The 23,429-nt window shown below is 46.2% G+C and carries 20 protein-coding genes; 6 read left to right on the top strand and 14 right to left on the bottom strand.

The genetic code is table 11. The annotated features are described in order from the left end of the window. Positions 1–15 precede the first annotated feature (15 nt). From AC3ITG_RS16410 to AC3ITG_RS16400, 3 genes are read right to left on the bottom strand one after another with little or no spacing between them, the layout of a single operon-like run. Complete coding sequence (locus AC3ITG_RS16410) at positions 16–1,206, bottom strand: VWA domain-containing protein (protein ID WP_413025674.1); 1,191 nt, start codon at positions 1,204–1,206, stop codon at positions 16–18. Beyond that, positions 1,191–3,593 (bottom strand): DUF5682 family protein, encoded by a 2,403-nt coding sequence (locus AC3ITG_RS16405; protein ID WP_489250660.1) that lies wholly within the window; start codon positions 3,591–3,593, stop codon positions 1,191–1,193. The genes AC3ITG_RS16410 and AC3ITG_RS16405 overlap by 16 nt, the downstream gene beginning before the upstream one ends. Beyond that, positions 3,581–4,681 (bottom strand): ATP-binding protein, encoded by a 1,101-nt coding sequence (locus AC3ITG_RS16400; protein WP_413379055.1) that lies wholly within the window; start codon positions 4,679–4,681, stop codon positions 3,581–3,583. Before AC3ITG_RS16400 ends, AC3ITG_RS16405 begins: the two co-directional genes overlap by 13 nt. 436 nt (positions 4,682–5,117) lie before the next feature. On the opposite strand from AC3ITG_RS16400, the gene AC3ITG_RS16395 reads away from it, so the two are divergent. The 4 genes from AC3ITG_RS16395 to AC3ITG_RS16380 all read left to right on the top strand — a co-directional run bounded on the left by AC3ITG_RS16395 (position 5,118) and on the right by AC3ITG_RS16380 (position 8,576). Next, positions 5,118–6,308, top strand: a complete 1,191-nt coding sequence (locus AC3ITG_RS16395) for a cytochrome P450 family protein (protein WP_489250659.1) — start codon at positions 5,118–5,120, stop codon at positions 6,306–6,308. Between the two features lie 38 nt (positions 6,309–6,346). Further along, complete coding sequence (locus AC3ITG_RS16390; RefSeq protein ID WP_489250658.1) at positions 6,347–6,691, top strand: hypothetical protein; 345 nt, start codon at positions 6,347–6,349, stop codon at positions 6,689–6,691. Positions 6,692–6,863: 172 nt separating this feature from the next. Further along, positions 6,864–7,148, top strand: a complete 285-nt coding sequence (locus tag AC3ITG_RS16385; RefSeq protein WP_205524711.1) for an ArsR/SmtB family transcription factor — start codon at positions 6,864–6,866, stop codon at positions 7,146–7,148. Between the two features lie 246 nt (positions 7,149–7,394). Next, on the top strand, positions 7,395–8,576 hold the full coding sequence (locus AC3ITG_RS16380; protein WP_449007779.1) for an MFS transporter: 1,182 nt from the start codon (positions 7,395–7,397) through the stop codon (positions 8,574–8,576). Between the two features lie 96 nt (positions 8,577–8,672). Here the strand turns inward: AC3ITG_RS16380 and AC3ITG_RS16375 are convergent, their stop codons facing one another. From AC3ITG_RS16375 to AC3ITG_RS16335, 9 genes are all read right to left on the bottom strand, one after another. Continuing rightward, complete coding sequence (locus AC3ITG_RS16375) at positions 8,673–9,428, bottom strand: SDR family NAD(P)-dependent oxidoreductase (RefSeq protein WP_489250657.1); 756 nt, start codon at positions 9,426–9,428, stop codon at positions 8,673–8,675. Between the two features lie 337 nt (positions 9,429–9,765). After that, positions 9,766–11,493 (bottom strand): ubiquinone-dependent pyruvate dehydrogenase, encoded by a 1,728-nt coding sequence (poxB, locus tag AC3ITG_RS16370; protein ID WP_163754068.1) that lies wholly within the window; start codon positions 11,491–11,493, stop codon positions 9,766–9,768. Between the two features lie 225 nt (positions 11,494–11,718). Then, a complete protein-coding gene (locus tag AC3ITG_RS16365; protein WP_163754071.1) occupies positions 11,719–12,480 on the bottom strand; it encodes an SDR family NAD(P)-dependent oxidoreductase in 762 nt (253 codons plus the stop codon). A 158-nt stretch (positions 12,481–12,638) separates the two neighbouring features. Further along, the gene (locus tag AC3ITG_RS16360; RefSeq protein WP_163754074.1) at positions 12,639–12,944 is read right to left on the bottom strand and encodes a Dabb family protein; all 306 of its coding nucleotides are present in this window, start codon (positions 12,942–12,944) and stop codon (positions 12,639–12,641) included. 215 nt (positions 12,945–13,159) lie between these two features. Then, positions 13,160–13,408, bottom strand: coding sequence for a type B 50S ribosomal protein L31 (locus AC3ITG_RS16355; protein WP_062319704.1), 249 nt, complete (start codon positions 13,406–13,408; stop codon positions 13,160–13,162). A 144-nt stretch (positions 13,409–13,552) separates the two neighbouring features. Then, positions 13,553–13,819, bottom strand: coding sequence for an HPr family phosphocarrier protein (locus tag AC3ITG_RS16350; RefSeq protein ID WP_413379037.1), 267 nt, complete (start codon positions 13,817–13,819; stop codon positions 13,553–13,555). Between the two features lie 167 nt (positions 13,820–13,986). Then, the gene (locus AC3ITG_RS16345; protein ID WP_489250656.1) at positions 13,987–15,054 is read right to left on the bottom strand and encodes an NAD(P)-dependent alcohol dehydrogenase; all 1,068 of its coding nucleotides are present in this window, start codon (positions 15,052–15,054) and stop codon (positions 13,987–13,989) included. A gap of 79 nt (positions 15,055–15,133) precedes the next feature. Beyond that, positions 15,134–17,284 (bottom strand): alpha-glucuronidase family glycosyl hydrolase, encoded by a 2,151-nt coding sequence (locus AC3ITG_RS16340; RefSeq protein ID WP_489250655.1) that lies wholly within the window; start codon positions 17,282–17,284, stop codon positions 15,134–15,136. After that, positions 17,281–19,512 (bottom strand): glycoside hydrolase family 52 protein, encoded by a 2,232-nt coding sequence (locus tag AC3ITG_RS16335; RefSeq protein ID WP_489250654.1) that lies wholly within the window; start codon positions 19,510–19,512, stop codon positions 17,281–17,283. Before AC3ITG_RS16335 ends, AC3ITG_RS16340 begins: the two co-directional genes overlap by 4 nt. Positions 19,513–19,691: 179 nt before the next feature. On the opposite strand from AC3ITG_RS16335, the gene AC3ITG_RS16330 reads away from it, so the two are divergent. Continuing rightward, positions 19,692–20,603 (top strand): helix-turn-helix domain-containing protein, encoded by a 912-nt coding sequence (locus tag AC3ITG_RS16330; RefSeq protein ID WP_489250653.1) that lies wholly within the window; start codon positions 19,692–19,694, stop codon positions 20,601–20,603. Positions 20,604–20,667: 64 nt separating this feature from the next. Here the strand turns inward: AC3ITG_RS16330 and AC3ITG_RS16325 are convergent, their stop codons facing one another. Together AC3ITG_RS16325 and AC3ITG_RS16320 are read right to left on the bottom strand one after the other, a co-directional pair. Continuing rightward, a complete protein-coding gene (locus AC3ITG_RS16325) occupies positions 20,668–22,059 on the bottom strand; it encodes an aldehyde dehydrogenase (RefSeq protein ID WP_489254474.1) in 1,392 nt (463 codons plus the stop codon). Positions 22,060–22,156: 97 nt separating this feature from the next. Further along, complete coding sequence (locus AC3ITG_RS16320) at positions 22,157–22,459, bottom strand: ArsR/SmtB family transcription factor (protein ID WP_413379025.1); 303 nt, start codon at positions 22,457–22,459, stop codon at positions 22,157–22,159. Between the two features lie 195 nt (positions 22,460–22,654). On the opposite strand from AC3ITG_RS16320, the gene AC3ITG_RS16315 reads away from it, so the two are divergent. Then, entirely contained in the window at positions 22,655–23,386 is a 732-nt protein-coding gene (locus AC3ITG_RS16315; protein ID WP_489250652.1) for a GntR family transcriptional regulator, read from the top strand. Positions 23,387–23,429: the final 43 nt, after the last annotated feature.

Raw genomic sequence — 23,429 nt, 5'->3', positions numbered from 1 at the left:
CTTGTATATAACCAATTAAGTAATAATTTCGCCAATCCAATCTGCCAACTCATTGGGCGTAATCGCAGCTACATGTGCACCCATATTGGATAACGTCTGCGCAGCATGTTTGTTGTACACGGTATCTCCGTTAAAATCGAGTGCAGTCAGCACAAGCAATTTGCAGCCCGTATCCAGAATATCCTTACATGCTTTATACATGTGCTGGATCGGGTAACCCTCCTCCAAATCACTAACGAGAATGTATATCGTTTTCCCAGGATTTTCGATTAACGTCTCACCATAACGGAGTGCCTTGGTAATATGCGTTCCCCCGCCAAGCTGCACGTTCATGAGCACATCTACCGGATCTTCCAGCCTGTCACTCAAATCGACAACCTGTGTGTCAAAAATGAACAATTTCGTTCGCAGTGCATTCAGGCGATAGAAAATGCTTGCCATCACCGAACTGTATATCACTGAATCCAACATGCTTCCACTCTCATCCACACCAATGATGATGTCCCACTTGTTGTGAGACTGGATATTCCCGTCAAAATATAGACGATCAATTACAAATCTTCGATTGATTTTGTCATAGTTCTTCAAGTTCTTGGTAATCGTCTGCTTGAAATTCAAATTGCGCAAGGAACGCACTGAACTGGATGCATAACGGCTGCGTTTCCCTATAATGCTCGCTTTGGTCTGAGATTCCAGTTTGCGTCGCAGCTCTTCAACCACGACTCGTACGATTTCCTTGGCGCTCTTTAATACGTCGCCTTTCATTCGTCCTTTAAATTGCATAATGTTCTTGAGTAGGTTCATATTGGGTTCGAGGGATTCCAACAGCTTTTTGTCCGTTAACAATTCAGTTAGGCCATAACGGTCAAGCGCCTGTTTCTCCAGAATTTCTACCGTTGATTTCGGGAACAGTTCCCTGACCTTATGCAACCATTTGGGGACGGTAAGATCCGAGGGGCCCCTTCCTCCCCCTTTTCTGTAACCCTGCTCTTCACCGTATTCGCGATTATACAGATATCCGAGAATCTCATCGACTTCGGTATATTTAAAATCATCAGGGGAGTAGTCTTCTGCATTGGACAGTCCTTCTTCGGCAGATTCACCTAGAATAAGGCGCCAACGGTTTAAGGTTTCTGCCCGGTTCAGCTCTGCATTGTCTTTCACAATTTCCTTGGTTGTATTGAGCTCATTCAGATCAGCTTCCATGCGTCAAACTCCTTCCGAAGGGCTTCATCCCATGTTTTCGTCTGGATCAGCAATCGCTCGTCAACGGAAGGCCATGACATCTCTTCGTTCTCTACCTGATGCAAGCTCGCAACCCGATCCGCAATCAGGCCTGTCTCCATGGGTGTGAAGTAAGTAAACGCCAAACGAAGTTCAGGGATCATACGAATAAACTCTTCATAATCAAGCTGCTCGATCATATAGTTCAATTCTGATAAAAGCTGATCTTCATATAAAAATGCGTCCCGTGCTACAGAGAACACGCCCTGTAGATAAAGTGCAGTCTGTCGGGTCTGTTCCTGCGATCCCCGGATGTATGCACGTGCTCGATCCACGATCTCTTCTCTATGCCTATCGCCAAGTCCTGAAGATATGGCAATACACACCCCCTCCAGCTGTGCCGGAAGCTGGCTGTCTGACAGAAGTTCATCCAGATGTGCCCTGAATGGTTCATCCCGGAAATGCTCTTCGGACGATTCTGCCAGCATGGCAAGCAGCTTCAGTCCCTGGACAATCGCTTCATTTTCATCCGGATTCGTTCTTGAGAGCTGCATCAGTTTGTCCACGGCATTGTTATAGGCTTCGGACACGAGGTTGAGAAGCTGCTGTTCCTCAGACAACCCAAGAAGTCTGCGATGCTGCTGAATTCGATTCAAAATATGCAGACTTCCGCACAGTGACAAGAAATTCCCATCCTTCCGGAGCGCTGACTTTACTTGTTCATACAGCTTCATTGCGCTATCCTGCAGGCCCATGAGCAGAGCCTGCAGCATGGATTTGGCGAGGTCACCGCTGTGATGATCCGGTATTCCCTGCATTTCCTCTTCCATCTTGCGCGTAGCGGCTTCCCGAATTGTGCCTCCAAAGAGCGAGTTCTCGATTAATCGAGCCTCAATTCTGGAGGAATAGGAATATACCCACGTCTCCCGAACAAGGTTCATGGCTCGCTGTGCAATCCAATCCGGGCCTGATTGTCGCTTCGCGAAATCCGGAACGAGATAGACCATACATTGAAACAATTGACTTTGCCGACGATGATCTGGTTTGGCATATAAATCAAGTATCTTCTTATGTTGGCCTGTAGTACGAATATGAAGTTTTGATTCTGTACAACGTTCTTTGAAATCCTCAACGATCGGAATACTGAATGGGTTGGGAGCCACTTTTCCGATGACATCCCCGGTTAGCAATCTGTGCAGTTCTTGTATTGGTTTGTCTGAAGCTAACGTAAGTTCACCCTTAACAAAGGAAGAAAGTGTTGCATCCATCAGCTCATAGACTCCACCTTCCCTTTTTCCTCTTAGTCCTGCGAGTCCTTGCACCATGCTGTACGCCTCAATAGCGTCGCTAGTTGATACATGTTCATGTCCTTCCCTAAGCTTGCGGGTTAGTCGTGATAACAAGTCCAAAGCGGTCAAATTGTACACGGAGTTCTTTTGGTGAAGCAGCTGGGTCCAGATCTGATCGTAATAATTCACGTAAGGCATACCACTTGCATACCCATTCAGCCGATCCGCTTCGGCAAACGTGTAGACCATGGGATACATCTGCTGATGCACCGAATTCTGAGCCTTCGCATGCTCTTGCATCGTCATCTCTTCTGAGTCCGTCTCATGATTCTCGGGCATCAGCAGTCCATACGTATGAAATCCGCCAGTGATGACAAGCACACGTTCATGCTCCTGCCCAGCCTGCTTAATACGACTTCTCATATGAGCTTCTCTTGCCAAATCACCTGTACTGTGCAACCGCTCCGCTGAATAACACATCCGGGATAAGGTGCAGTACGTGAATACATCCTGTACAAATGCCTGTGTTGACTTCTCCAGACCACCAATTTCAAATACGTTCTCCCACAATTCATCGAAACTTCGACAGTTTGTTTTTTGACATAAACGGTGGATAAACTCAGACCCTGCGAGCAAAGTTTCATCTTGAATGGAAATTTCCCGCTGTTCTGCCTTGTTGGGCTTAGAGAAATGATGATAGTCCAGGTCGATAAAAGTTGCAGGGATGCTCAGCCGAGCTGCTTCTTTCAACGCTACATATTCAGGTGAGTAACGAAGCATCGGATAATAACAGGCCGCTCTCTCATCTTCACTCTCATAGGTGTAGTAAAGACTGACAGGAGGTAGGGTTGCCTCATCAGCCAGAACTTGAAGTAAGGGATTGCCGCTCTCAGGGCCTTCGATTAGAATGATGTCCGGCTTGTATTCTTCAATCAATCGCAGCAAATGATAGGAACAGGCTGGGCTATGATGGCGTATGGGAAAATAAAGCGTTCCGTTGTTCAGGTTATAGACCTGAGACTCAAATAGCGTCTGTAACTGGGCAACATCCAGATCAGCTTTTCCTGTTAACCGATCCATTTCTTCTCCTCGTAGTAATCCTTCCAAATCCCTTCTTCTCTGGAACGCTCCTTCACGACCTTGGAGAAGTAGGTTTTGAGAATGGACAGATCCTTGTCGCTTTCTTTCGCTATCGTCCCCAACATGTTTTGCACCAGCCGATCCAATGTAATTCCCTTGTCTTCGTAATAATAGGAAGTCATTGCACTCTGTACATATACAGATACGGCTTCAGCCGTACTCATGGACGCTTGGGGCGTATCCAACTTGTAACCTTCCCGCGTCATTCCTGTGCGAAGCTCCATAAATGTCGTGGCCAGCAATTCAACCACATCCGAATTAATCTCGGTGTCTATCCCGCTATGTAATAACAGGCTTTGCGCCTGGGATTCAATAATTTTGGCTTCCATTTTCACACTGCTAATCGGTTTGATCGTCTCAAAATTGAAACGGCGCTTCAGCGCACCACTCATTTCATTGACGCCTTTATCGCGAATGTTCGCCGTAGCAATCACGTTAAACCCTGGTTTGGCAAACAGCACACCGCCGTCCAGTTCAGGAATACTCATTACCTTGTCACTGAGAATACTGATTAGGCTATCCTGTGCTTCAGCAGGACAACGTGTAATCTCCTCAAAACGGGTAAGAATCCCCTTCTTCATTCCGTTATATAACGGTGAGGGTACAAGTGCCGCTTCGGATGGGCCTTTATCCAGCAGCATGGCATAATTCCAGGAATATTTGATCATGTCTTCGGTTGTACCTGCCGTACCCTGAATCGTGTTCAGACTTGTTCCGGAAATAGCTGCGGTTAGCAATTCACTAAGCATGGTCTTGGCTGTCCCGGGTTCCCCTACCAGCATCAAGCCCCGATTGCCTGCCAAAGTTACCACGGAACGTTCAATCAGGACATCGTTGCCATAAAATTTCCGCGTAATGGGAACCTCTTCTCCATCCAACATTGCAGGTTTATCCCTGCCAATAATAAAATCTCTGACATAGGCCGGGGACAGCAGCCAGTTTGGAGGACGTTTTCCTGTATCTTCTTCTCGCAGTGCCCGTAATTCTGTCTCATATAATGTCTCGGCGGGTGGCTTAAGCATTTCCATCGTCAAGGTTTCTCCTCTCGCATAAACAGATCGTATGTTCTTATAAAGTTTTATCTTATCACAGCAGCCTTTCAACGAACTTAGAAAACGACAAAAATGGTTGAAACGTCCTTCTTATCAGCATTCTTCATAAGTCCTTAGACATGGTTCATAGCACAATTGTGAATTACTTATATCGTTGCATTATGACAACTGCTTCAAAACTAATTTGAGTCCACGTTGTTGTTGTAGAAAACTTCATATTATAGGCCATACGTCCCTATAGTTCATTAAACGATCTGTAATATGGTTCAAGCAGATTAACAAGGTTTCAATCGCTCCAATATTGAATATATAGATGGTGCAGGCTTTTCGTATGAAGCCACCGAAATTAACATATGATCCCTTAGATAAGATGCGTAACATTACGAGCTTTTGATGAGAGGAGATTAACCATTTGAGTACAAATGAAACTTCACAGCCTGAGTTCTTCACCCGAGAATTCACACAGAACCCTTACCCCGTATATGAAAAGCTGAGACAGAATGATCCCATTTACAGAGTCCTGTTCCCTCATGGTGATTTCGGTTGGATTATTACCCAATATGAGGATGCAGTCGAAGTATTAAAAGACAACCGCTTCAGTAAGGATGTAGTCAAACGTTACGGACCCGATCAACAAAATATCTTCGTGCATAACATGCTTTTTTCCGATCCGCCTGATCATCGCCGGTTGCGTGGACTCGTACAGAAGGCTTTTACTCCCAGATTGATTGAGGGCATGAGAAGCCATATTCAAGATATTGCCGACGATCTCCTGGATAATCTCGATTCCCAGGACAAGATGAATCTGATCGATGAGTTTGCTTTTCCATTACCGATCATTGTGATCAGTGAGATCCTGGGTGTACCCCTTGAGGATCAGGACAAATTCCGTCTATGGTCCAATTCCATCATCGATGCGACAAGTGCGGAGAATTCCGAAGTGTTTGAAAAGCATGCCCAGGAATTCATTGATTACCTGAATGCCTGGTTTGCCAAAGTACGTAAGCAACCGGGTGACGATCTGATCAGCCAGCTCGTAGTGGCTGAAGAATCAGGAGAACAACTCTCTGAAAAGGAGCTGCTTGGTGTTGTCGCTCTGCTGATCATCGCCGGACACGAAACAACCGTTAATCTGATCGGTAATGGTGTGCTTGCCCTTTTGGAGCACCCGGAACAACGCGACCTGTTGATAAAGAAACCTGAGTTAATCCATAATGCTGTTGAAGAAATGCTGCGTTATAACGGCCCGGTTGAATTCAGCACGTCCCGCTGGGCATCCGAGGACATTGAATTTCATGGGCATCACATAGCTGAAGGTGAACTTGTTATTGTAGCTCTGGATTCAGCCAATCGGGATGAAGAGAAATTTAAGGATGCGGATGTTTTTGACATCACTCGCGAGAAGAGCGCACATTTGGCTTTTGGCAAAGGCATTCATCTCTGTCTGGGAGCCCCTCTCGCGCGACTGGAAGGCGAGATTGCCATTAATACGCTGCTTCGCCGCTTTCCCGATATGCAGCTTCAGACTGGTGTTAATGAACTTGAATGGAGACCCGGCATGATTGTTCGTGGTGTTAAGGAGATCCCGGTACAACTCAAATAGATATGTATTTGAAGCAAGAAAGCGAGGCACCTGCTTGCATGGAAATTAACACCATTGTTTTAGTCGTTTTTTTACTTCTTATTCTTATCTTATTGGTTCGCGTCATCAGCTTGCAGACACAGCTGAATGAATTGAAAAGGGATGTAGAACGTCTGGAGAATGGTTCAGGCAGTACCGCACACTCCCCTCTCAGTTATAACACTTCTTCAGTGAATGAGTCCCCGCCTCCACCGACACAGGCTGACCTGACTGAACTTGATAGAGAATTGCAGGCACTTGCACAACAGGGCAAGAAAATAATTGCAATCAAAAAGGCTCGTGAAGCCAGAAACCTGTCGTTGAAAGATGCCAAAGAATACGTCGAATATCTTGAACGCCTATAATAAGTGAGCGTAGATAGACTTCCCAACTTCCTGCAAAGGTTTTTGCTTTCAGTTGATTCATATTTGACTGGAAACAAGGATCTTCGCGGGGAGTTTACTTTTTTCTAAAGACATGATACTGTTATTTCAATATTTATAGAAATAAGAAATAAAGACGAAAGGACCGATTTTGATGCAATCCAATCCGATTGATACTGAACAGGCTGTCAAAATTCATAAAGCTCTGGGCGAACAAACGCGATATAAAATCATTCAGATCCTTTCGGGTGAAAGCAATCTTTGCCCAGCTGATTTGGAGAATCGGCTTGTGACCGTAGCACTCTCCACTTTATCTCATCACCTGAAACAACTTTCCGATTGTGGTTTGTTAACCTCACAAAAGAAAGGTACGTATATTTACTACAGTCTGAATACGGATACTGTACAGAGATTCGCTCCTTATCTGTTGGAGAGATAAAATTTTTGTTTTATATTTCTATAATACTAGAAATATAAAATCATTATATTGGTAATGCTACCTAGTCCGCTGAGCCTTATCGTAGTCGTATAAATACCCTTTTGTTATAGCACGCGGTACATTTGATGGATTATGTACTCGCTTTGCCTCATTGGTAGATTAGTTATTTCTTAATCCCGTTCTCTCGTCTTTATTTCTATATTTCTAAAAATATAATAATTATAATCAGAAAGAGGTTATATACTCATGTCTAACACATGGAAAATCTATGTCCTGGCCTTGGTCAGCTTTCTTGTAGGGACCTCCGAATATGTCATTGCGGGCATTCTGGATCGGATCTCGGACACCATGAATATATCGTTGATTGCTGCGGGACAGCTGATCACAATCTTTTCACTCATTTATGCACTCGGTACGCCCATTATTATCGCCTTAACATCCCGCATGGATCGACGAAAGCTGCTGCTCTACTTTCTGGGACTTTTTGTCGTTGGTAATGTCTTGGCCTACCTGTTACCCGGATATGGACTCTTTATCGCTGCACGTGTCCTCATGGCGCTGGGAGCCGGAGTCGTCGTTGTAACAGCCTTGACAGTCGCTGCCAAAATAGCGCCTGCAGGCAAACAGGCCAGCTCTATCGCAACGGTCATTACGGGGTTTACCGCATCTCTGATCGTGGGAGTTCCACTGGGAAGAATGGTTGCTGCAGCTTGGGATTGGAAACTTATTTTTGCAGGTATCGCAATTTTGGGTGTGATTGCCATGATTGTTATTGCATCTACGATCCCGCCATCTGAAGGCGAAGCACCCGTTCCTTTGAAAAAACAATTAGCTCTCCTTAAACAACCTCGTATTGGATTTGCGCTACTTGTCAGCTTTTTCTGGTTAGGAGGCTATTCTATTGCGTATACTTACATTTCACCCTACCTGGTATCTGTTGCAGGCATGAGCGAAACGTTGTTAAGTTCCGCTTTGCTGGCTTTTGGTATCGCAAGTCTGATTGGTTCCAAATCTGGAGGATACAGCGCCGATCGTATGGGAGTTAAGCGAACACTCATCCTGGGAATGGCCCTGCATGTCGTAAGTCTGCTGATGCTGAACATCACGGCTCATTCAGGTATGGCCGTCTTCATTGTGTTGATTCTATGGTCTTTCTCCGCTTGGTCTTCCGGCCCAACACAGCAATATAATCTGGTTACAATGGCTCCAGAATCGTCCGGGATTATGTTAAGTCTGAACAGCTCAGTTATGCAACTGGCCATGGCTGCTGGTGCGGGTATTGGGGGAATCGCCGTCAGCTCAGTATCATTGCCATCTATCACCTGGATTGGAGCTGCAGGGGTATTAATTGCAATGATCATCATCATTCTTGCCTATCGTCCGGCAATTGCCACAACAGCTCAGAATGAATCTTCCAATGTGGCATAATGGAGCGTAAACTCAAGAATAAAATGATAACACTCAAAAAGAGAGGCACTGTAATATTACAGTCGCCTCTCTTTCTTATTCAGTCTGATTGGTGCCTTATTGTGCAGTTACAGCACCATCAATGGGATAAACAGCGCCATTGATATACGGAGCTTCCTCTCCCAGCAGGAAGGATACCAAATTAGCAATCTCTTCAGGCTTACCAAGACGTCCGGATGGAATGCTGTCAAGGGTCGCTTTGAATACTTCAGGATTATCTTTCCCGAACTGAACCACCATTGGAGTTTCAATCGTACCTGGGGCAATGGCATTCACACGAATGTTTTCTTTGCCATACTCAATGGCCGCAGTACGTGTTAGTCCAACTACGCCATGCTTCGTCGCTGCATATGGTGCAACTGCTTGAACACCCACAATACCTGCTGTAGATGCCGTATTGACGATGGAACCACCGCCAGTTTTGAGCATTTCGGTAATCACATACTTCAATCCGTAAAATACACTTCTCAGGTTAATATCAATGATTTGGTCAAACTGTTCGATAGTATGCTCAATTAGTTTAATACCAGGACCAGCAATCCCGGCATTATTGAAGAACATGTCGATTCGACCGAATTCCTCGATCGTTTTGTTAACATAATTCTCTACCTCGTTCGCCTTGCTTACATCTGTTTGTACAAAAATGGCTTTACCGCCCAGCTTCTCAATCTGTTTTACAGTTTCCTGACCCGTTTCAGCCACGAGATCAACGACCACTATAGACGCGCCCTTTTCTGCCAGCTTCAGTGCAGTCGCTTGGCCTAATCCACTTCCTGCTCCAGTGATAATTGCTACTTTTCCTTTGTGACTCATTTTGATCTCCTCCATGTGTGTTCGTCATCTGTCATCGGATCGATTAATTCGATATGAAGCGGTATTGCGTTGGAATGCAACATATGTAGGGTAAAAAGCTTTGAATCCTGCCTGACTTTACCTATTTTAAAGGAGTTTCAATTTAAAAACAAACCATATAATATGAGCACATACTATAATATTCATCACATTCCACACATCTCAAGAAGGAGAACTCCTTAATAAAAGCGTGTAACATTCCCCTTCTTTTTGGTGAGATGTACAGTTTAATTTCATGCATTTACATTGTCAGATCGACGGATGAACAAAGTGCGATAATGCTAAGGAAACCTAATACTTATCTTAGCAAATTGGTTTTGGCCAGCTCGATCAGCTCATCGCCACGTCCATTCAGCACCGCCTTCATCATCCATAAGGTGAAGCCCTCGGCCTGTTTTATATTAATCTTCGGAGGCAGGGACAGCTCCTGACGGTTCACCACAACATCAATCAGAACAGGGCCATCATGCTGCAATGCCCGCTCTACAGCCCCTTCCAGATCAGCCGGATCTTCAACCCGTATCCCCTCCAGGCCCATCGCTTGAGCTACCATCGCAAAGTTGGGATTTACAAGCTCGGTACCGGATTCAAGCAATCCGGCAGCTTTCATCTCCAGTTCAACAAAACTGAGTGCACCATTGTTAAACACGACAACTTTAATCGGGAGATTATGCTGTTTAAGCGTCAGAAGATCACCCATCAGCATGGCAATGCCGCCATCACCGGACAAAGAAATTACTTGTCTTCCCGGATCAGACACCTGCGCTCCAATTGCCTGTGGAAGAGCATTCGCCATAGTGCCATGACTGAATGAACCTAACAGTCGGCGATTGCGACTCATTTCAATATAACGAGCCGCCCATACCGTAGGTGTACCTACATCGCAGGTGAAGATTGCATTTTCTGCTGCAGCATCGCTGATAACCTTGGTTAGATACTGTGGATGAATTGGTGTTTTTCCGGGTTTACCTACGGCAAGCTCATCCAATTCTTTGCGAACTTTCTCGTAACGTTCCACACTTTTATGCAAATGTTTGTCGCTATGCTCTTCCGTGAGATAAGGTAATAATGTTTCAATGGTGGCCTTTATGTCTCCACACACTCCATAATCGAGCTTTGTACGGCGACCAAGGTGTGAAGACTGAATATCCACTTGAAGTACAACCGCATCGTCCGGGAAGAATTGACGGTACGGAAAATCTGTTCCCAGCATCAGGAGCACATCACAGTCCATCATGGCATGATAACCGGAGGAATACCCGATTAACCCCGTGAGGCCCACCGAATACGGGTTATCGTATTCCAGGTATTCCTTGCCTCGCAAAGCAATAACCATAGGGGATTTCAAGCGATCACAGAGCTGCATCAGAGGTTCACGAGCACCAGCGCAGCCTGCGCCACACAGCAAAGTGATTTTTTTGCCTTGATTCAGGAATTCCGCCAGTTTCCGCAGTTCAGGTTCAGATGGGTGTACAACAGGCTGTGTCGCATGATATACATGCTCCGGCACAGGCAGGTCGGCCGCTTCTAAAGCCGCTACATCACCCGGCAGTATAATGACGGAAACGCCTGAACGCGCTACTGCGGTCTGCATTGCCATCGTAAAGGAACGCGGCATCTGTTTGGCTGTTGTGATCACTTCACAATAATGACTGCATTCCTGAAACAAATACTCTGGATGAGTCGCCTGAAAATACTCACTCCCAATCTCATCACTTGGAATATGAGCTGCGATGGCAAGTACCGGTACACGGTTCCGATGACAGTCATACAGACCGTTAATCAAGTGCATGTTTCCCGGTCCGCTGCTGCCCGCACATACGGCGATACTTCCGCTCACTTGGGCATCTGCCCCGGCCGCAAAAGCAGCTACTTCCTCATGGCGGACATGAATCCATTCAATTTTACCCGAACGACGGATGGAATCGAGTACCGCATTCAAGGAGTCTCCAACGATACCATAGATGCGTTTGACGCCTGCGTTCAATAGTGCTTCGACCAGAACGTCTGCAATTGTTTTTTTCATGACAGGTCGGTCTCCTTTATTCGCTTATTTTGAGTTATGTTTCCACCGCGTTAAACTACCTATTCTTTTACCCCAATCTTTTGAAATTAGAAACAAAATCATATGTATTTATAGATATATACAAAAATCCGCTTGTCATGGACTGACAAACGGATCATGGGTTGTTATGGCTTAAAAAGCGGTTCATTGCATGTTTAGTAATTCATTCACATCCATAAATTAATATTAAATGGCAGGCATCACATTGCCACCACTGACTGGGATATAAGCTCCTGTAATAAACGAGGACAGGTCGGATGCCAGAAATGCTACCGCATTGGCAATTTCCTGATCTTCTCCCCTACGTTTCAACGGAACAGTTTGAATATAACCCTCATCATGCCCCGATTCACTGCTGCGGTCGCGCTCACTGATCGTCCATCCAGGCGCAACCTGGTTGACCGTAATCTGATATTCGCCTACCTCTTTTGCCAGCACACGGTACAAACCATCCATGCCGCGTTTTCCCGCTGTATATGCAGACTGGGTAGCAAAATTTTGCATCGCACATTCCGTATTGATACCAATGAATCGACCAGCTCTGGCTTCTTTCATATAAGGGATGAATGCTTTGGCAAGATACACACTCTGCATCACACATGATTCGAACTGGCTTATATAATCATCCGGTGATTGTTCCAGCACCGTTGTCCAGGCATATTGGATGACCGCATTGGCAACCACGATATCCACATCGCCGAGGCTGGACTGAATTTCATCCCGCAACCGAAATGCCGTATCCTGCTTCGTAATATCGCCCTGAACAATGAACGTTTTTCGACCGATGGCTTCAATCTCAGCTTGTAGCTCTTTAGCCTTCGTTTCATTATTTATGTAATGCAGCGCGAGATCAGCACCACAGTCTGCCAACGTACGAGCGATGACCCTTCCCAATTGACCGGTTGCGCCTGTCACCAGTGCCGTTTTACCTGTAAGATCCAATTTCATAGGGAAAAGTCCCCTCCTTTGAGCCACATGTGTAAACACGAAATTTAGTGATGAAGAAAGAAGGATTTCAAAATGATTTAACCCTCATTAATCAAACTAGAAAACGCTTTCGAAGTTCATGTTATCTTCTGTTTGGTTCAATGAGATTCATCATTTCATTACTTCCCGTGCTGAATGAGATCGATTTCCTGGAAGCGACTAACTTCTTTTTCCCACCGTTCTTCCACATATTTGCGGTGAACCGGATGATCATTGTATGTATCATATGCAGCCTGATTGGCGAACACCATTGAAAAACTATAGTCAAATTCATTTTTTTCGCTTACCTGACGCAGGATCTGGAATTGCTCTACACCGGGGATATTCGCCAGTGCATCCGCACTCTCTTTCAAAAATGCCTCTGCTTCGGGTGTATCTTTACCCGCGTAAAGTGTAAACGTTACCATATGATTGATGCTGCTCATCTCTATTTCCTCCTCCAATATGTCTGATTCTGTTTTCTAGTGTACATCCGAATGTGTTGTAAGCGCAATAATTGGTTGAATTAATTTTAGAGGAAATGAATATGTATGAGTATTAGAATTACTTTTACTCTGAATTACATGGGTTTACTAATCGGTATGCAAACAAAAAAAACCTCAGGATTAATCCCGAGGTTTTCTTGTAATGGTTGGACAACCTATTTGATGTTGTATTTACGGTTAAATTTATCAACACGACCACCGATGTCCACGTTTCTTTGTTTACCAGTGAAGAATGGGTGGGATGCGGAGCTAGTGTCCACACGGATTACTGGGTATGTGTTACCATCTTCCCATTCCATTGTTTCGTTCGAGAATTTAGTCGAAGAACTCAGGAATTTGTAATCAGCACTTGCATCGAAGAAAATTACTGTTTGTGTCTTTGGATGGATATCAGCTTTTGGCATAATCTATTTACACTCCTTTAATATGGGTACTTCTTAGAATAGAACTAAATTTTATTATACTCTTTTTTTGGACGAAGTACCAGTCGGAATTAAAGAAACGATAAATATTTTACAATTCACTGTGATTTGTACAGGTTTCAGAGTTCAAGTTAAGCCCTTCTCCAGCACATTTAGCATATATTCCAACGCTTCAAGTTCATCTCTTCCCCGTGTCTGTAATCTCACCACACTGCCATGTCGAATGGGAAGAAGCGCCATACCAAGCAAGCTTTTGACATCTACACGATGCTCATGATTCGCATCCATAAATGACAATGAAATATCCGATGCAAAGCGCGACGCTTGAGAAGATACAGACATCAGATCATCCCGTTGGAAATCAGAGTGAATCATAAATTCATGTGTTCTCACAACCTTCAGTTCCTTTCGCTAGATGCTATTCAACATATTTGGTGTGTATAATTTTATATATTAAAATCTTCAAGCATTATACCACGTTACGGAAGCTTGTTTAATCCTTTTATGGCGAAAAATACAAAAAAAGAAGCCCTAAACATCAGGGCTCCTTCGAAATAGATTCATTTGCCGTTCGGATACACCATTACTTTCAGACTTCCGCTCTTGTTGTGCAATGCTCGTTCCATGGCCTGTTGGGTCTCCTCAAGCGAATAACGGTCAGTAATCAGGGACATCACATCATGCTGGCCTGAGCTCAGAAATTCAATTCCCGCTGGATACGTATTGGCATAACGGAAGATTCCGTATATATCAACCTCGTTGTCCGCGATAAAAGGAACATTCAGGGCAATCTCGTCCTGTGCAGGCAGTCCTACAATAGCAAGCTTGCCTCCGCGGCGGAGCGAATATAATGCTGACTGAAGCGCCTTCGGATTCCCCGCGGTTTCCCAAGCTGTATCTACACCGACGCCGTTCGTTAACTCACGGATCACCGCCTGTGCATCTTCGTTCCGTACATTAATGGTATGGGTGGCGCCCATTCGACGAGCAGCCTCCAACCGCACTTCCTCCAGATCTGTGACGATGATGCGCTCTACGCCAAACGATTTGGCAGCTGCAACAGCCATCAGTCCAACAGGTCCCATGCCCATAATAGCAAGTGTGGTTCCCGGAGCCAGTTTACTACGTCTTGCAGCATGAATGCCAACCGAGAAAGGTTCGTTCATGGCTGCCTCTTCATAAGACAGATGATCCGGGATAGGGAAAACCATATCCTCCCGAATGGTCATGTACTGTACAAATGCCCCATCTACCGGAGGCGTCGCCAGAAATTGCACATCGGGACACAGATTATAACGGCCTTCTTTACATGCCGTACATCGTCCGCAGGTTACCCCAGGCTCAATGGCTACCCGATCTCCTTCTTTCAGCCGTGATACTTTCGAGCCTACAGCTGCTACGATACCTGCACATTCATGTCCGAGTATAATTGGTTTCTCAACCACAAATCGGCCAATTCTGCCATGTTCAAAATAATGCACATCCGATCCGCAGACGCCAACGGCCATCACTTGAATGAGTACCTCGTCTTCAGCCGGCTGTGGTACAGCCTGTTCCTCAATGATGATGTGCCCAGGCTCTGTCATTACAGCAGCCTTCATGGTCTCGGGTAATTGATGATGTCCCATATGTTCCCTCCTTCTCATGTATGCCAACGCTGTTCTTTCCTCCGGAGAAGATCCGACAGTTCTAGCTTTCGTATCCAGATTAATATATCGTTCTTCCTTGTTTATCTGCAATACCACTTTTGCGATAGAAGTACGTATTGATCATGTCTCGCCATTCCTTGGCATGCTCCGCCTGCCCTGCCTGTAACGCAGACACCTTATCAAATACAGTAGAATCAATCTTGCCTTCCAGCTGTCCCCAGGTCTGAGCTAATGCCGCAGCCTGCTCTGAACCTTCAAAATGTGTATCATAAATGTGCTGAATGACCGTTTTGCCAGAATGCAGAACATGTGTATACGGGACATGGTGGAAAAATAACAGCAGCTCATCCGGACAGGAATCTAGGGATTCATATCTTTCGGCATTTTCGCGGTGGTATTGGGAAGTGTATCCTGTTCCACTGCTCACTGTCCGGTCCACACCAATGCCATCACAATCGGCAAAGTGATACGTCCCCCACTTGGAATACTCATAGCCATCCACATTTGGCCCATAATGATGCTCTGGATTAACCATCCAGCCTACACCGAGTGGTGCCGTATAACTTTCATAGATATCCAATGAATTCAAAAGCATGCCCGAGATTAGACGAACGACCTCTTCGTCATGTCCGAATGTAAGTCTAACCCACTCCTCCGCGATCTCTTCCGATGACAGCTCTGGATTCCAGGCAAGTCTCCCATATCCATATAGATTCGCCTGAGCGAGCGGATGTCCTGTCCAGCATTCATCTGCACCGATATTGGATACTGCGGCAAAGCCGCTATACGGTCTGTCGTACAGAGAACCGTCAGCAATACGTTTGATTTCAGAACCTGGCCCCTTGGCAAACGTATCAAAATCCAATACTTCTTTCCATTGTGGAATCAGATAACAGAGATGCCGCTGCTGGCCCGTATACTCCTGCGTAATCTGGAATTCCAACACCTGATTTGTGTTCTCCATTGCCCCGAACAGCGGAGATACGGCCTCGCGAACCTGAAAGTCCATTGGTCCATTCTTGATCTGCAAAATGACGTTATCCGCAAATCGGCCATCCAGTGGCTTGAAGTGGTCATATGCCGCCCGTGCGCGATCTGTGGAGCGATCACGCCAGTCTTGCTTGCAGTTATAGACGAAGCAGCGCCAAATCACCAGTCCACCGAATGGGCGAAGTGCCTCGGCCAGCATGTTCGCTCCATCGGCATGATCACGGTTATATGTGAAGGGTCCTGGCCGATTTTCCGAATCCGCTTTGATCAGATAGCCGCCAAAGTCCGGAATTGCCGCATACACCTTGGCTGTCTGAATGTTCCACCATTCACGGACCTGTTCATCCAGCGGATCTGCCGTAAGCAATCCAGCAATCTCTATCGGACTTGCGTAGTTGGCGCTCAGGAACAATCGGATGCCGTACGCTCTGAATTGGGCAGCAACCTTCGCAACATCACCCAGGAAACGTTCCGTCAGGAACAGGCTCTCACGCTGATGAACGTTAACGTTATTGATTGAAATGGCGTTAATGCCTGTAGAAGCGAGCAATCTGGCATAATCTCGAATACGTCCGAGATCACGAGTGAATTCTCCATTGTCATAGAAAATGGATTTTCCAGCATAACCACGCTCGATGCTGCCGTCCACATTATCCCACTGATTGATCATGCGTAATGCATTAACTGGCTGCTCAGAAATATAGCTTAATCTTCCCGTAGCAGGATGCACATCGTTTGAGTTTTCTTGCTCCAAAACAAGTTCCCTCAACAGATGAAAGGTACCATATAGAACACCTTGAGGGGTTTCAGAACCAATAATCAGCCTGCCCCGTTCCTTATCTTCGCGGATAATATAACCTTCTCCTTGCACGGTAGAGCGTTCCGTGTCGCTGAAGGCCTGAGCTACAGCTTCCGATCCCGTCCATGTGCCAAGCCATATCCCTTGTGCCTCCTGGTTCGCTAAATCCGGCTCACTCGCTTGGCTGGCAACTTCATGATTAACTTTCGGCTTGATGCCAAACAGCTTATCCAGCCCCTGTGTCAGTTCGGCAATTGCTGTTGATATGATTTCCTGATCTTCCGCCACCGACACGGTATGGCTCCAGGCAGGGGATGCCTTTTTGGCGTTCCCTTTCACTGCGGATTGACTTTGAAGATATCCAAGCCACGCATCATATTGCGGGCCGGAGATATTGGATTGAACGGTTGTGTTGCTCATTGTACAGCCTCCTTGCTAGCATAGATCTGCTCCAGACGATTACCTTTGCCTTCGAGCAGCCATAGAATCGATGTTACTCCGCGCGGGTAATACTTGCTTCCGACCGCTACACCGGCCAGGATCTGGTCACTCCAGCACCAGTAGGATTCCTCTGGATGCAGCAGCCAGTTTACATGAGCAACGTCAGAAGCCTTCCCTGTTTCATCCCATTCCACGCCCAGCAGTTCTCGTGCAATGAACTGAGACAGATATATTTTGCTGAGCCATGAGTTATTGCTCGTAGAAGACAACTTCCAGCCTCCATCTTCAAACAAACAAGTGCCAGGGACAAGAACGGTTTTAAAGTGGGTTCGAAGCGCTTGCAGGTAAGGACCGAAACGGCCATTTACATCCAGCGCGCCTTCACAGCCGGTGAAGTATGGGAACACCAAGCCTTCAATGGCCGGAATGATACGGGAATCATTATTTTCGGCGATAACTGCCGGAATGTAGCCACCATCGGTTAACTGGGCTGCGATACTGGCTGCACAGCGATCTGCCTGACGTCCTGCGTGATGAGACAACTCAGCCAGCTTCTCTGCAGCGAACAGCTTCTCCAGTGCTACATAGACGGCCCAGCATTTGCCTGCCAGATAGATGTTGTTACGGGACTGTCCAAGCGACACATCCAGGCTGTCGTATGTGGTAATCTCGGCTCCACCTTTGGTGCGACTGCTATCCAGCCCCATTAGGCCATTGCGTTGTTGTTCATCCGGATGATCCCGGTTTAACATGCTTTCGAAGCAATCCCGAATGACGGGCAGCATCTCTTTAACAAAGTCCCGATCCTGCGTCTGTTCAATATATACAGTTGCACAGCAGAGCCAGTTGACCAGTTCCTCGTGACTCATTTGCGAGAAGCAGTCATCAATACCCACCAGTTCATATGCCGAGTGCCCCGGACGTGAGAATACATTTGCCACGCCGATATCATGCGTGAAAGTAATGCCGCCCGGATATTCCTTCTCTTCGCCCGGGAACCGCACTTGATCTGTATAACTGTAGCGTTTCACAAACCACTCCAACTCGTTACGCACGGTCCAAGGATTTAAGGCAAGTTCAAAATACAACTGATCTGCGGTCAGATCGAGTGTATTCATCATCCGGTATTCGCCTTCATTTACGATCCAGAACGGTTCGCCGTCCTCATCCAGCAGTTGTGTACTTGCATAATAGCTGTGAATGGAATGGGCGAGCATAAATGACTGATCTTCACTCAAAGCAGATACACCGAGACGTTGCTCAACTTCCTTACAGGAAGCAGTCAGCTCGTTGAAACGGTCTAGCGCGTATTTTCCGGCTTCCAGGATATCTGCAAAATAACGACTATACCAATAGGTCGTGTCCATACCCGAAGTAACGATCCCGCCGCGATAAAAACAGACGGCAAATTGGTATGTACGCTTCTCTCCAGCGGGGACGTCCATCAACAACGCAGCTGTTTCGCCCAGTCCGAACGCCAGATTCTCACGATGCTTCTCCTGCAATATCTTGTCCAGAGTAAATCCGCGTGCAGGCCATAGCCCCTCATCCGCAGACAAAATGGCGGTTAGGCGACCTTGTCCAACTCCGGTTAATGCCCCACCCTCAGGTCCTCCGATGATACGCATGGCTGAGTAAGGATCATTACCTTGGTAGCCAAAATATGCTTTACGCGACTGCCGTCCTTGCGTGTTATCAATTGTCATCTCCACCAGCACCGCAGGCACAAGCGCATCCATTATTGCTTCACGATCGCCACTCAGCGGTTCGGGTACAGGACGCACAGGTGAGTAAATACGGAAAGTCAGATCACCCGCCGTCCACGTATCTATTCCTGAAGTGAACTCGCGGGTAATCTCTTCATCGCGGAACGCTGAAATCAGTGGGCGTGTTCCCTGTGCTGCAACTGCCGCTGGCGTGCTCGCTCCACTTTCCGTCGAGGCCGAAGACACCTGATCTGAATCCGAATTCTCCACTTTCTCTACATCATATCGAACGCTTGCATCTTCAACGGCTTCGAAAAATGGGAGTGCTTCGTAGTTCTCACTGTCGCGAGATTGTAAACCTATATATACGTTCTGATCTGCTGGCTTGCCAAGCTCCAGGCCTAGTCCGCCTTTGGCTCCTTTGTATCCAAGCGTAAAGCTGGCAAAAGCCCCGATCGGTGAGTGATGGGCATTATAAAAGATGGATTTGGATGTGCTCATGAACGATGACCCCTCTCAAAATGGTTTGCATGCGTTTTCATTAGCCCCATCCTACCATGGGCATTCCACCGTAGACCATGGTCAAATCAATCGGATATTTACCCAAATCAAGCTAATAGACTATAATATAAATAAAGCGGTTACATCTGTTTCTATATTTTTTATCAAGGGGGTCTTCCATGTCTTCCACCTATTTGCCTCCCGCTTTGGGAGAGAGTGTACATGAAGTATTCTACCCGGATGTACAAACAACGGTGAATTTGTTCGCCATACATTTGCGAAGTGTCGGGGCCGATTGGGATTATCCAGCCCACGAACATCCACAATATGAGCTGAATTATGTAACGGAAGGCGAACAATACATGACCGTGGACGGCAAGCTGTATATTCAAAAGGCTGGAGAATTACTCCTGATTCCTCCAGGAAGTATTCATTCCAGCCTGAGCCATAACGGCAAGGGGTTTACGTATTTTTGCATGCATTTTGATATCGATGATCAGTTATTTCTCTCTTTGCTTGCACGAATCAAGCAGGTTTTGTTCGATGTAGATAGTCCGGTCACCCGCCAGATCGAGCCTGTCCTTCGCAAATTAATGTCTTCTGCGGACAACCGGGCGGCGAGTACGATGGTACAGCGCATGCAGCTGCAATCGGCGGTATTTGAGTTGTTCGGCCATTTATGGGAGGCTGTCTCTCAGGAAGCCGCTCAATTGTTCACGGACGGATATGAGAAGATCGAACTGGCACATCAAATTCGTAACCGGCTGCAAGGACTGGTGAGTCAGCAGTTCAAACAGGGACGTGAGTCCGACAGCCATTATGGCATTGATGATATTGCAGCAGAGCTGGGCATCAGTTCCTCACATTGTAACCGTGTATTTCGGCAGGTGTATGGTCAGTCTCCGCGTGTATATTTATCTGAAATGGTTTTGCATGAAGCCAAAGTTCTGCTAGGTAACCCCAAGCTGTCGGTGCAGAACATCGCTGCCATGTTAGGTTACAAGGATATTGCCCATTTCAGTCGTCAATTCAAGCGCTGGTCAGGAATTTCACCCTCACGTTACAGACAGGAACAGCCTGCTCCCGAATGAGCTCATTCATTGAACATCATTCCAGTATGGTATTTAATTTGCTTACGATTAAACGTCAGTTTTTTTATTTTAATAGACGTTTAATCGTCTTCAGCTTGTTATCGTATGGCGGATATAAAATAGACAGGTTCAACCTGGTGCTCTTTTTGAGCACACTTTTCATATGAGAGAAGGTCTCCAGGCTATAACGCCCGTGATATGAACCAAGACCGGAATGTCCTACCCCTCCAAAAGGCAGACGTGGGTTGGCTACATGGGTAATCGTATCGTTAATGCAGCCGCCCCCAAAAGAAACCTCACGCATCACTTTATCCTGTAGTTGTGTATCAGATGTAAAGAGGTAGAGTGCCAGCGGTTTCGGCCGCTTCACAATACCTGCAATCGCCTCATCAATATGGGAATAACTGATAATCGGCAGAATTGGACCAAAAATTTCGTCCTCCATCGTCGCCGCTTCCCACGATTCGGCATCAATAAACGTCGGTTCAATAAAGCGATCTTCCTCATCGGAGTAACCACCATAGATGACGAGGGCTTGATCGCGTTCAATAAGGGTAGTGAGACGTTTGAAATGGGCCTTGTTGACGATTCGACCATAGTCTCGATTGTGCTGGATATTTGTGCCAAAGAACGACTCCACTGCTGCTTTCATTTCGGTGATCAACGAATCTTTCACCTGTTCATGCACAAGCAGATAATCCGGTGCGATGCAGGTCTGACCCGTATTAAGCAGTTTCCCCCATATAATGCGCTGTGCAGCCACTTTGAGATCTGCGTGCTTATCCACGATAACCGGACTTTTACCACCAAGCTCCAGCGTAACCGGAACGAGATTTTTGGCAGCGGCCTCCATGACGATTTTGCCAACCGGTACACTTCCTGTAAAAAAGATATAGTCAAATGGCGCATTAATGAGCGCCGTGGTTGTATCTTTGGCTCCTTCGACCACGTGAACATAAGCTGGTTCGAATACGGAGGTAATCATCCCGCGAATAACAGCGGAGACGGCTGGTGTGTTCTCTGATGCTTTGAGGACTGCCGTATTGCCTGCTGCCAACGCACCAACCAGGGGTTCAATTAATAGCTGGAATGGGTAGTTAAAAGGTCCAATAATCAATACCGCACCATACGGCTCAGGAATGATATAACTTTTGGAACCGACCAGCGCGAATTGAGTTTTAACTTTGACCGGCTTGACCCATTTCTTCACTTGGCGAATGGTGTGCGTGATACTATCCAGCATAAATCCGATCTCTGTAGTATAAGATTCGAACTCACTCTTGCCCAAATCCTGATAGAGCGCCTCGGTAAGACGGGACTCATACTTTTGAATCGCCTGTTTCAACCGGGTTAAATGTGCAATTCGAGACTCGGCCGAACGAGTAGCCCCTGAGCGGAAAAACTGCCGTTGATTCTGTAAAATTTCTTCGACTTCATGTTTGCTTAATTCTTGCATGACACTCATATAATCCAACTCCTCTTCGAGTTAATGATGATTCGTTTAAACATACGAACGTATAGACCACATGCCTAGGCATGTTAACAACTCTTGCCTATAAGCACTCCTCTTCCAACGCCCCAACCAGTTCCTTCAATAGTTCCACCGAGGACCTTAATGAAGCGGAATAATATCGCTGTGTGCCCTTCTGTTCCACGGAGATAAGTCCTTTCTCAAGCAATAGCTTGAGATGATGGGATATAGCAGGCCGGGATAGACTGAACTGTTCTGTAATTTCATTTACTGTCATGCTGCCCTTCTCACTAAGAGCAAGTAAAATCGCCTGACGATGATTGTCGCTAAGTACCTGGAATAAGGGGATGCAGGTTTGAAAAATAGATATCGATTTTTGTCCCATGGTTTCACCTCTATATATTCTACAGATATCACATTTGTCACGTCTGTTGGTTTAAACATTTGAACCTAATAACTATAGTTTACTCCACCATCCCGCTAACAGCAAGCCGTGTCAGATAAATTGTGAATAACTTATATAAAGCGCTTCCATACTACCATACAAGTATGGTAGTATGTCCTTGAAGGAGTTGAGATTATGGAATTTCCCCCTAGGTCTTCGTCCAAAGCCGAATTATTATCATCCTTAATAAACCCGTCTTCTCTGAACAAACAGGCATTCTCTTCTCGTGAGGCGGTCTATACGACGTTGAAGCAGTTGATTCTGAGTTTGAAGCTGCCTCCCGGTACCGCCATCTCGGAGAAAGAGATCTCGCTTGAGTTCAATGTAAGTCGGACCCCTGTTCGAGAAAGCTTTGTCCGATTAGCGCAGGAAGGTCTGCTGGAAGTCTATCCGCAGCGAGGTACCTATGTATCTCTGATTCAAGTTGATCTCGTGGAGGAAGCTCGATTCATGCGTGAACAGCTTGAGCGTGCCGTCATACGGCTCGCGTGTGTGCAATTTCCAGATGAACAAATGAAAATATTGGAGCAGAATCTTGCGCAGCAGCAGGAATGCATACTTGAACCGGATGATGAACGAATGTTCGGATTGGATGAGGAATTCCATAGTACTCTCTTTGCAGGCTGTAACAAAAAAAACACCTGGTCCGTGATCCAGCATATGAACGTGCATCTGAACCGGAGCCGAATGCTCCGTCTGTCTTCGGATCATCATTGGGATCACTTGCTCGAACAGCATCGATCCATGGTTCAGGCGATACAACAGCACGATGCCCAAACGGCGGAGCACATTATGCAGGAACATCTGCATTTGACCGTTACGGATCTTGCTGTCCTGCGGGATACATACCCTTCCTATTTTCAATGATGATGATGGATCTACCTGTTCTTTAAACTAATCTTGATGAGGT

This window comes from Paenibacillus sp. GL_099_B (genome assembly GCF_057835695.1).
Note: the sequence above shows the minus strand (reverse complement) of the source record. Positions and strands in the feature narration are given on the sequence as shown.

Bases quoted from the DNA above. Each gene is read 5' to 3' on its own strand.
- AC3ITG_RS16410 (WP_413025674.1), bottom strand. From the start codon at position 1,206: ATGGAAGCTGATCTGAATGAGCTCAATACAACCAAGGAAATTGTGAAA.
- AC3ITG_RS16405 (WP_489250660.1), bottom strand. From the start codon at position 3,593: ATGGATCGGTTAACAGGAAAAGCTGATCTGGATGTTGCCCAGTTACAG.
- AC3ITG_RS16400 (WP_413379055.1), bottom strand. From the start codon at position 4,681: ATGGAAATGCTTAAGCCACCCGCCGAGACATTATATGAGACAGAATTA.
- AC3ITG_RS16390 (WP_489250658.1), top strand. From the start codon at position 6,347: ATGGAAATTAACACCATTGTTTTAGTCGTTTTTTTACTTCTTATTCTT.
- AC3ITG_RS16385 (WP_205524711.1), top strand. From the start codon at position 6,864: ATGCAATCCAATCCGATTGATACTGAACAGGCTGTCAAAATTCATAAA.
- AC3ITG_RS16380 (WP_449007779.1), top strand. From the start codon at position 7,395: ATGTCTAACACATGGAAAATCTATGTCCTGGCCTTGGTCAGCTTTCTT.
- AC3ITG_RS16375 (WP_489250657.1), bottom strand. From the start codon at position 9,428: ATGAGTCACAAAGGAAAAGTAGCAATTATCACTGGAGCAGGAAGTGGA.
- poxB (WP_163754068.1), bottom strand. From the start codon at position 11,493: ATGAAAAAAACAATTGCAGACGTTCTGGTCGAAGCACTATTGAACGCA.
- AC3ITG_RS16365 (WP_163754071.1), bottom strand. From the start codon at position 12,480: ATGAAATTGGATCTTACAGGTAAAACGGCACTGGTGACAGGCGCAACC.
- AC3ITG_RS16360 (WP_163754074.1), bottom strand. From the start codon at position 12,944: ATGAGCAGCATCAATCATATGGTAACGTTTACACTTTACGCGGGTAAA.
- AC3ITG_RS16355 (WP_062319704.1), bottom strand. From the start codon at position 13,408: ATGCCAAAAGCTGATATCCATCCAAAGACACAAACAGTAATTTTCTTC.
- AC3ITG_RS16345 (WP_489250656.1), bottom strand. From the start codon at position 15,054: ATGGGACATCATCAATTACCCGAGACCATGAAGGCTGCTGTAATGACA.
- AC3ITG_RS16340 (WP_489250655.1), bottom strand. From the start codon at position 17,284: ATGAGCAACACAACCGTTCAATCCAATATCTCCGGCCCGCAATATGAT.
- AC3ITG_RS16335 (WP_489250654.1), bottom strand. From the start codon at position 19,512: ATGAGCACATCCAAATCCATCTTTTATAATGCCCATCACTCACCGATC.
- AC3ITG_RS16330 (WP_489250653.1), top strand. From the start codon at position 19,692: ATGTCTTCCACCTATTTGCCTCCCGCTTTGGGAGAGAGTGTACATGAA.
- AC3ITG_RS16325 (WP_489254474.1), bottom strand. From the start codon at position 22,059: ATGCAAGAATTAAGCAAACATGAAGTCGAAGAAATTTTACAGAATCAA.
- AC3ITG_RS16320 (WP_413379025.1), bottom strand. From the start codon at position 22,459: ATGGGACAAAAATCGATATCTATTTTTCAAACCTGCATCCCCTTATTC.
- AC3ITG_RS16315 (WP_489250652.1), top strand. From the start codon at position 22,655: ATGGAATTTCCCCCTAGGTCTTCGTCCAAAGCCGAATTATTATCATCC.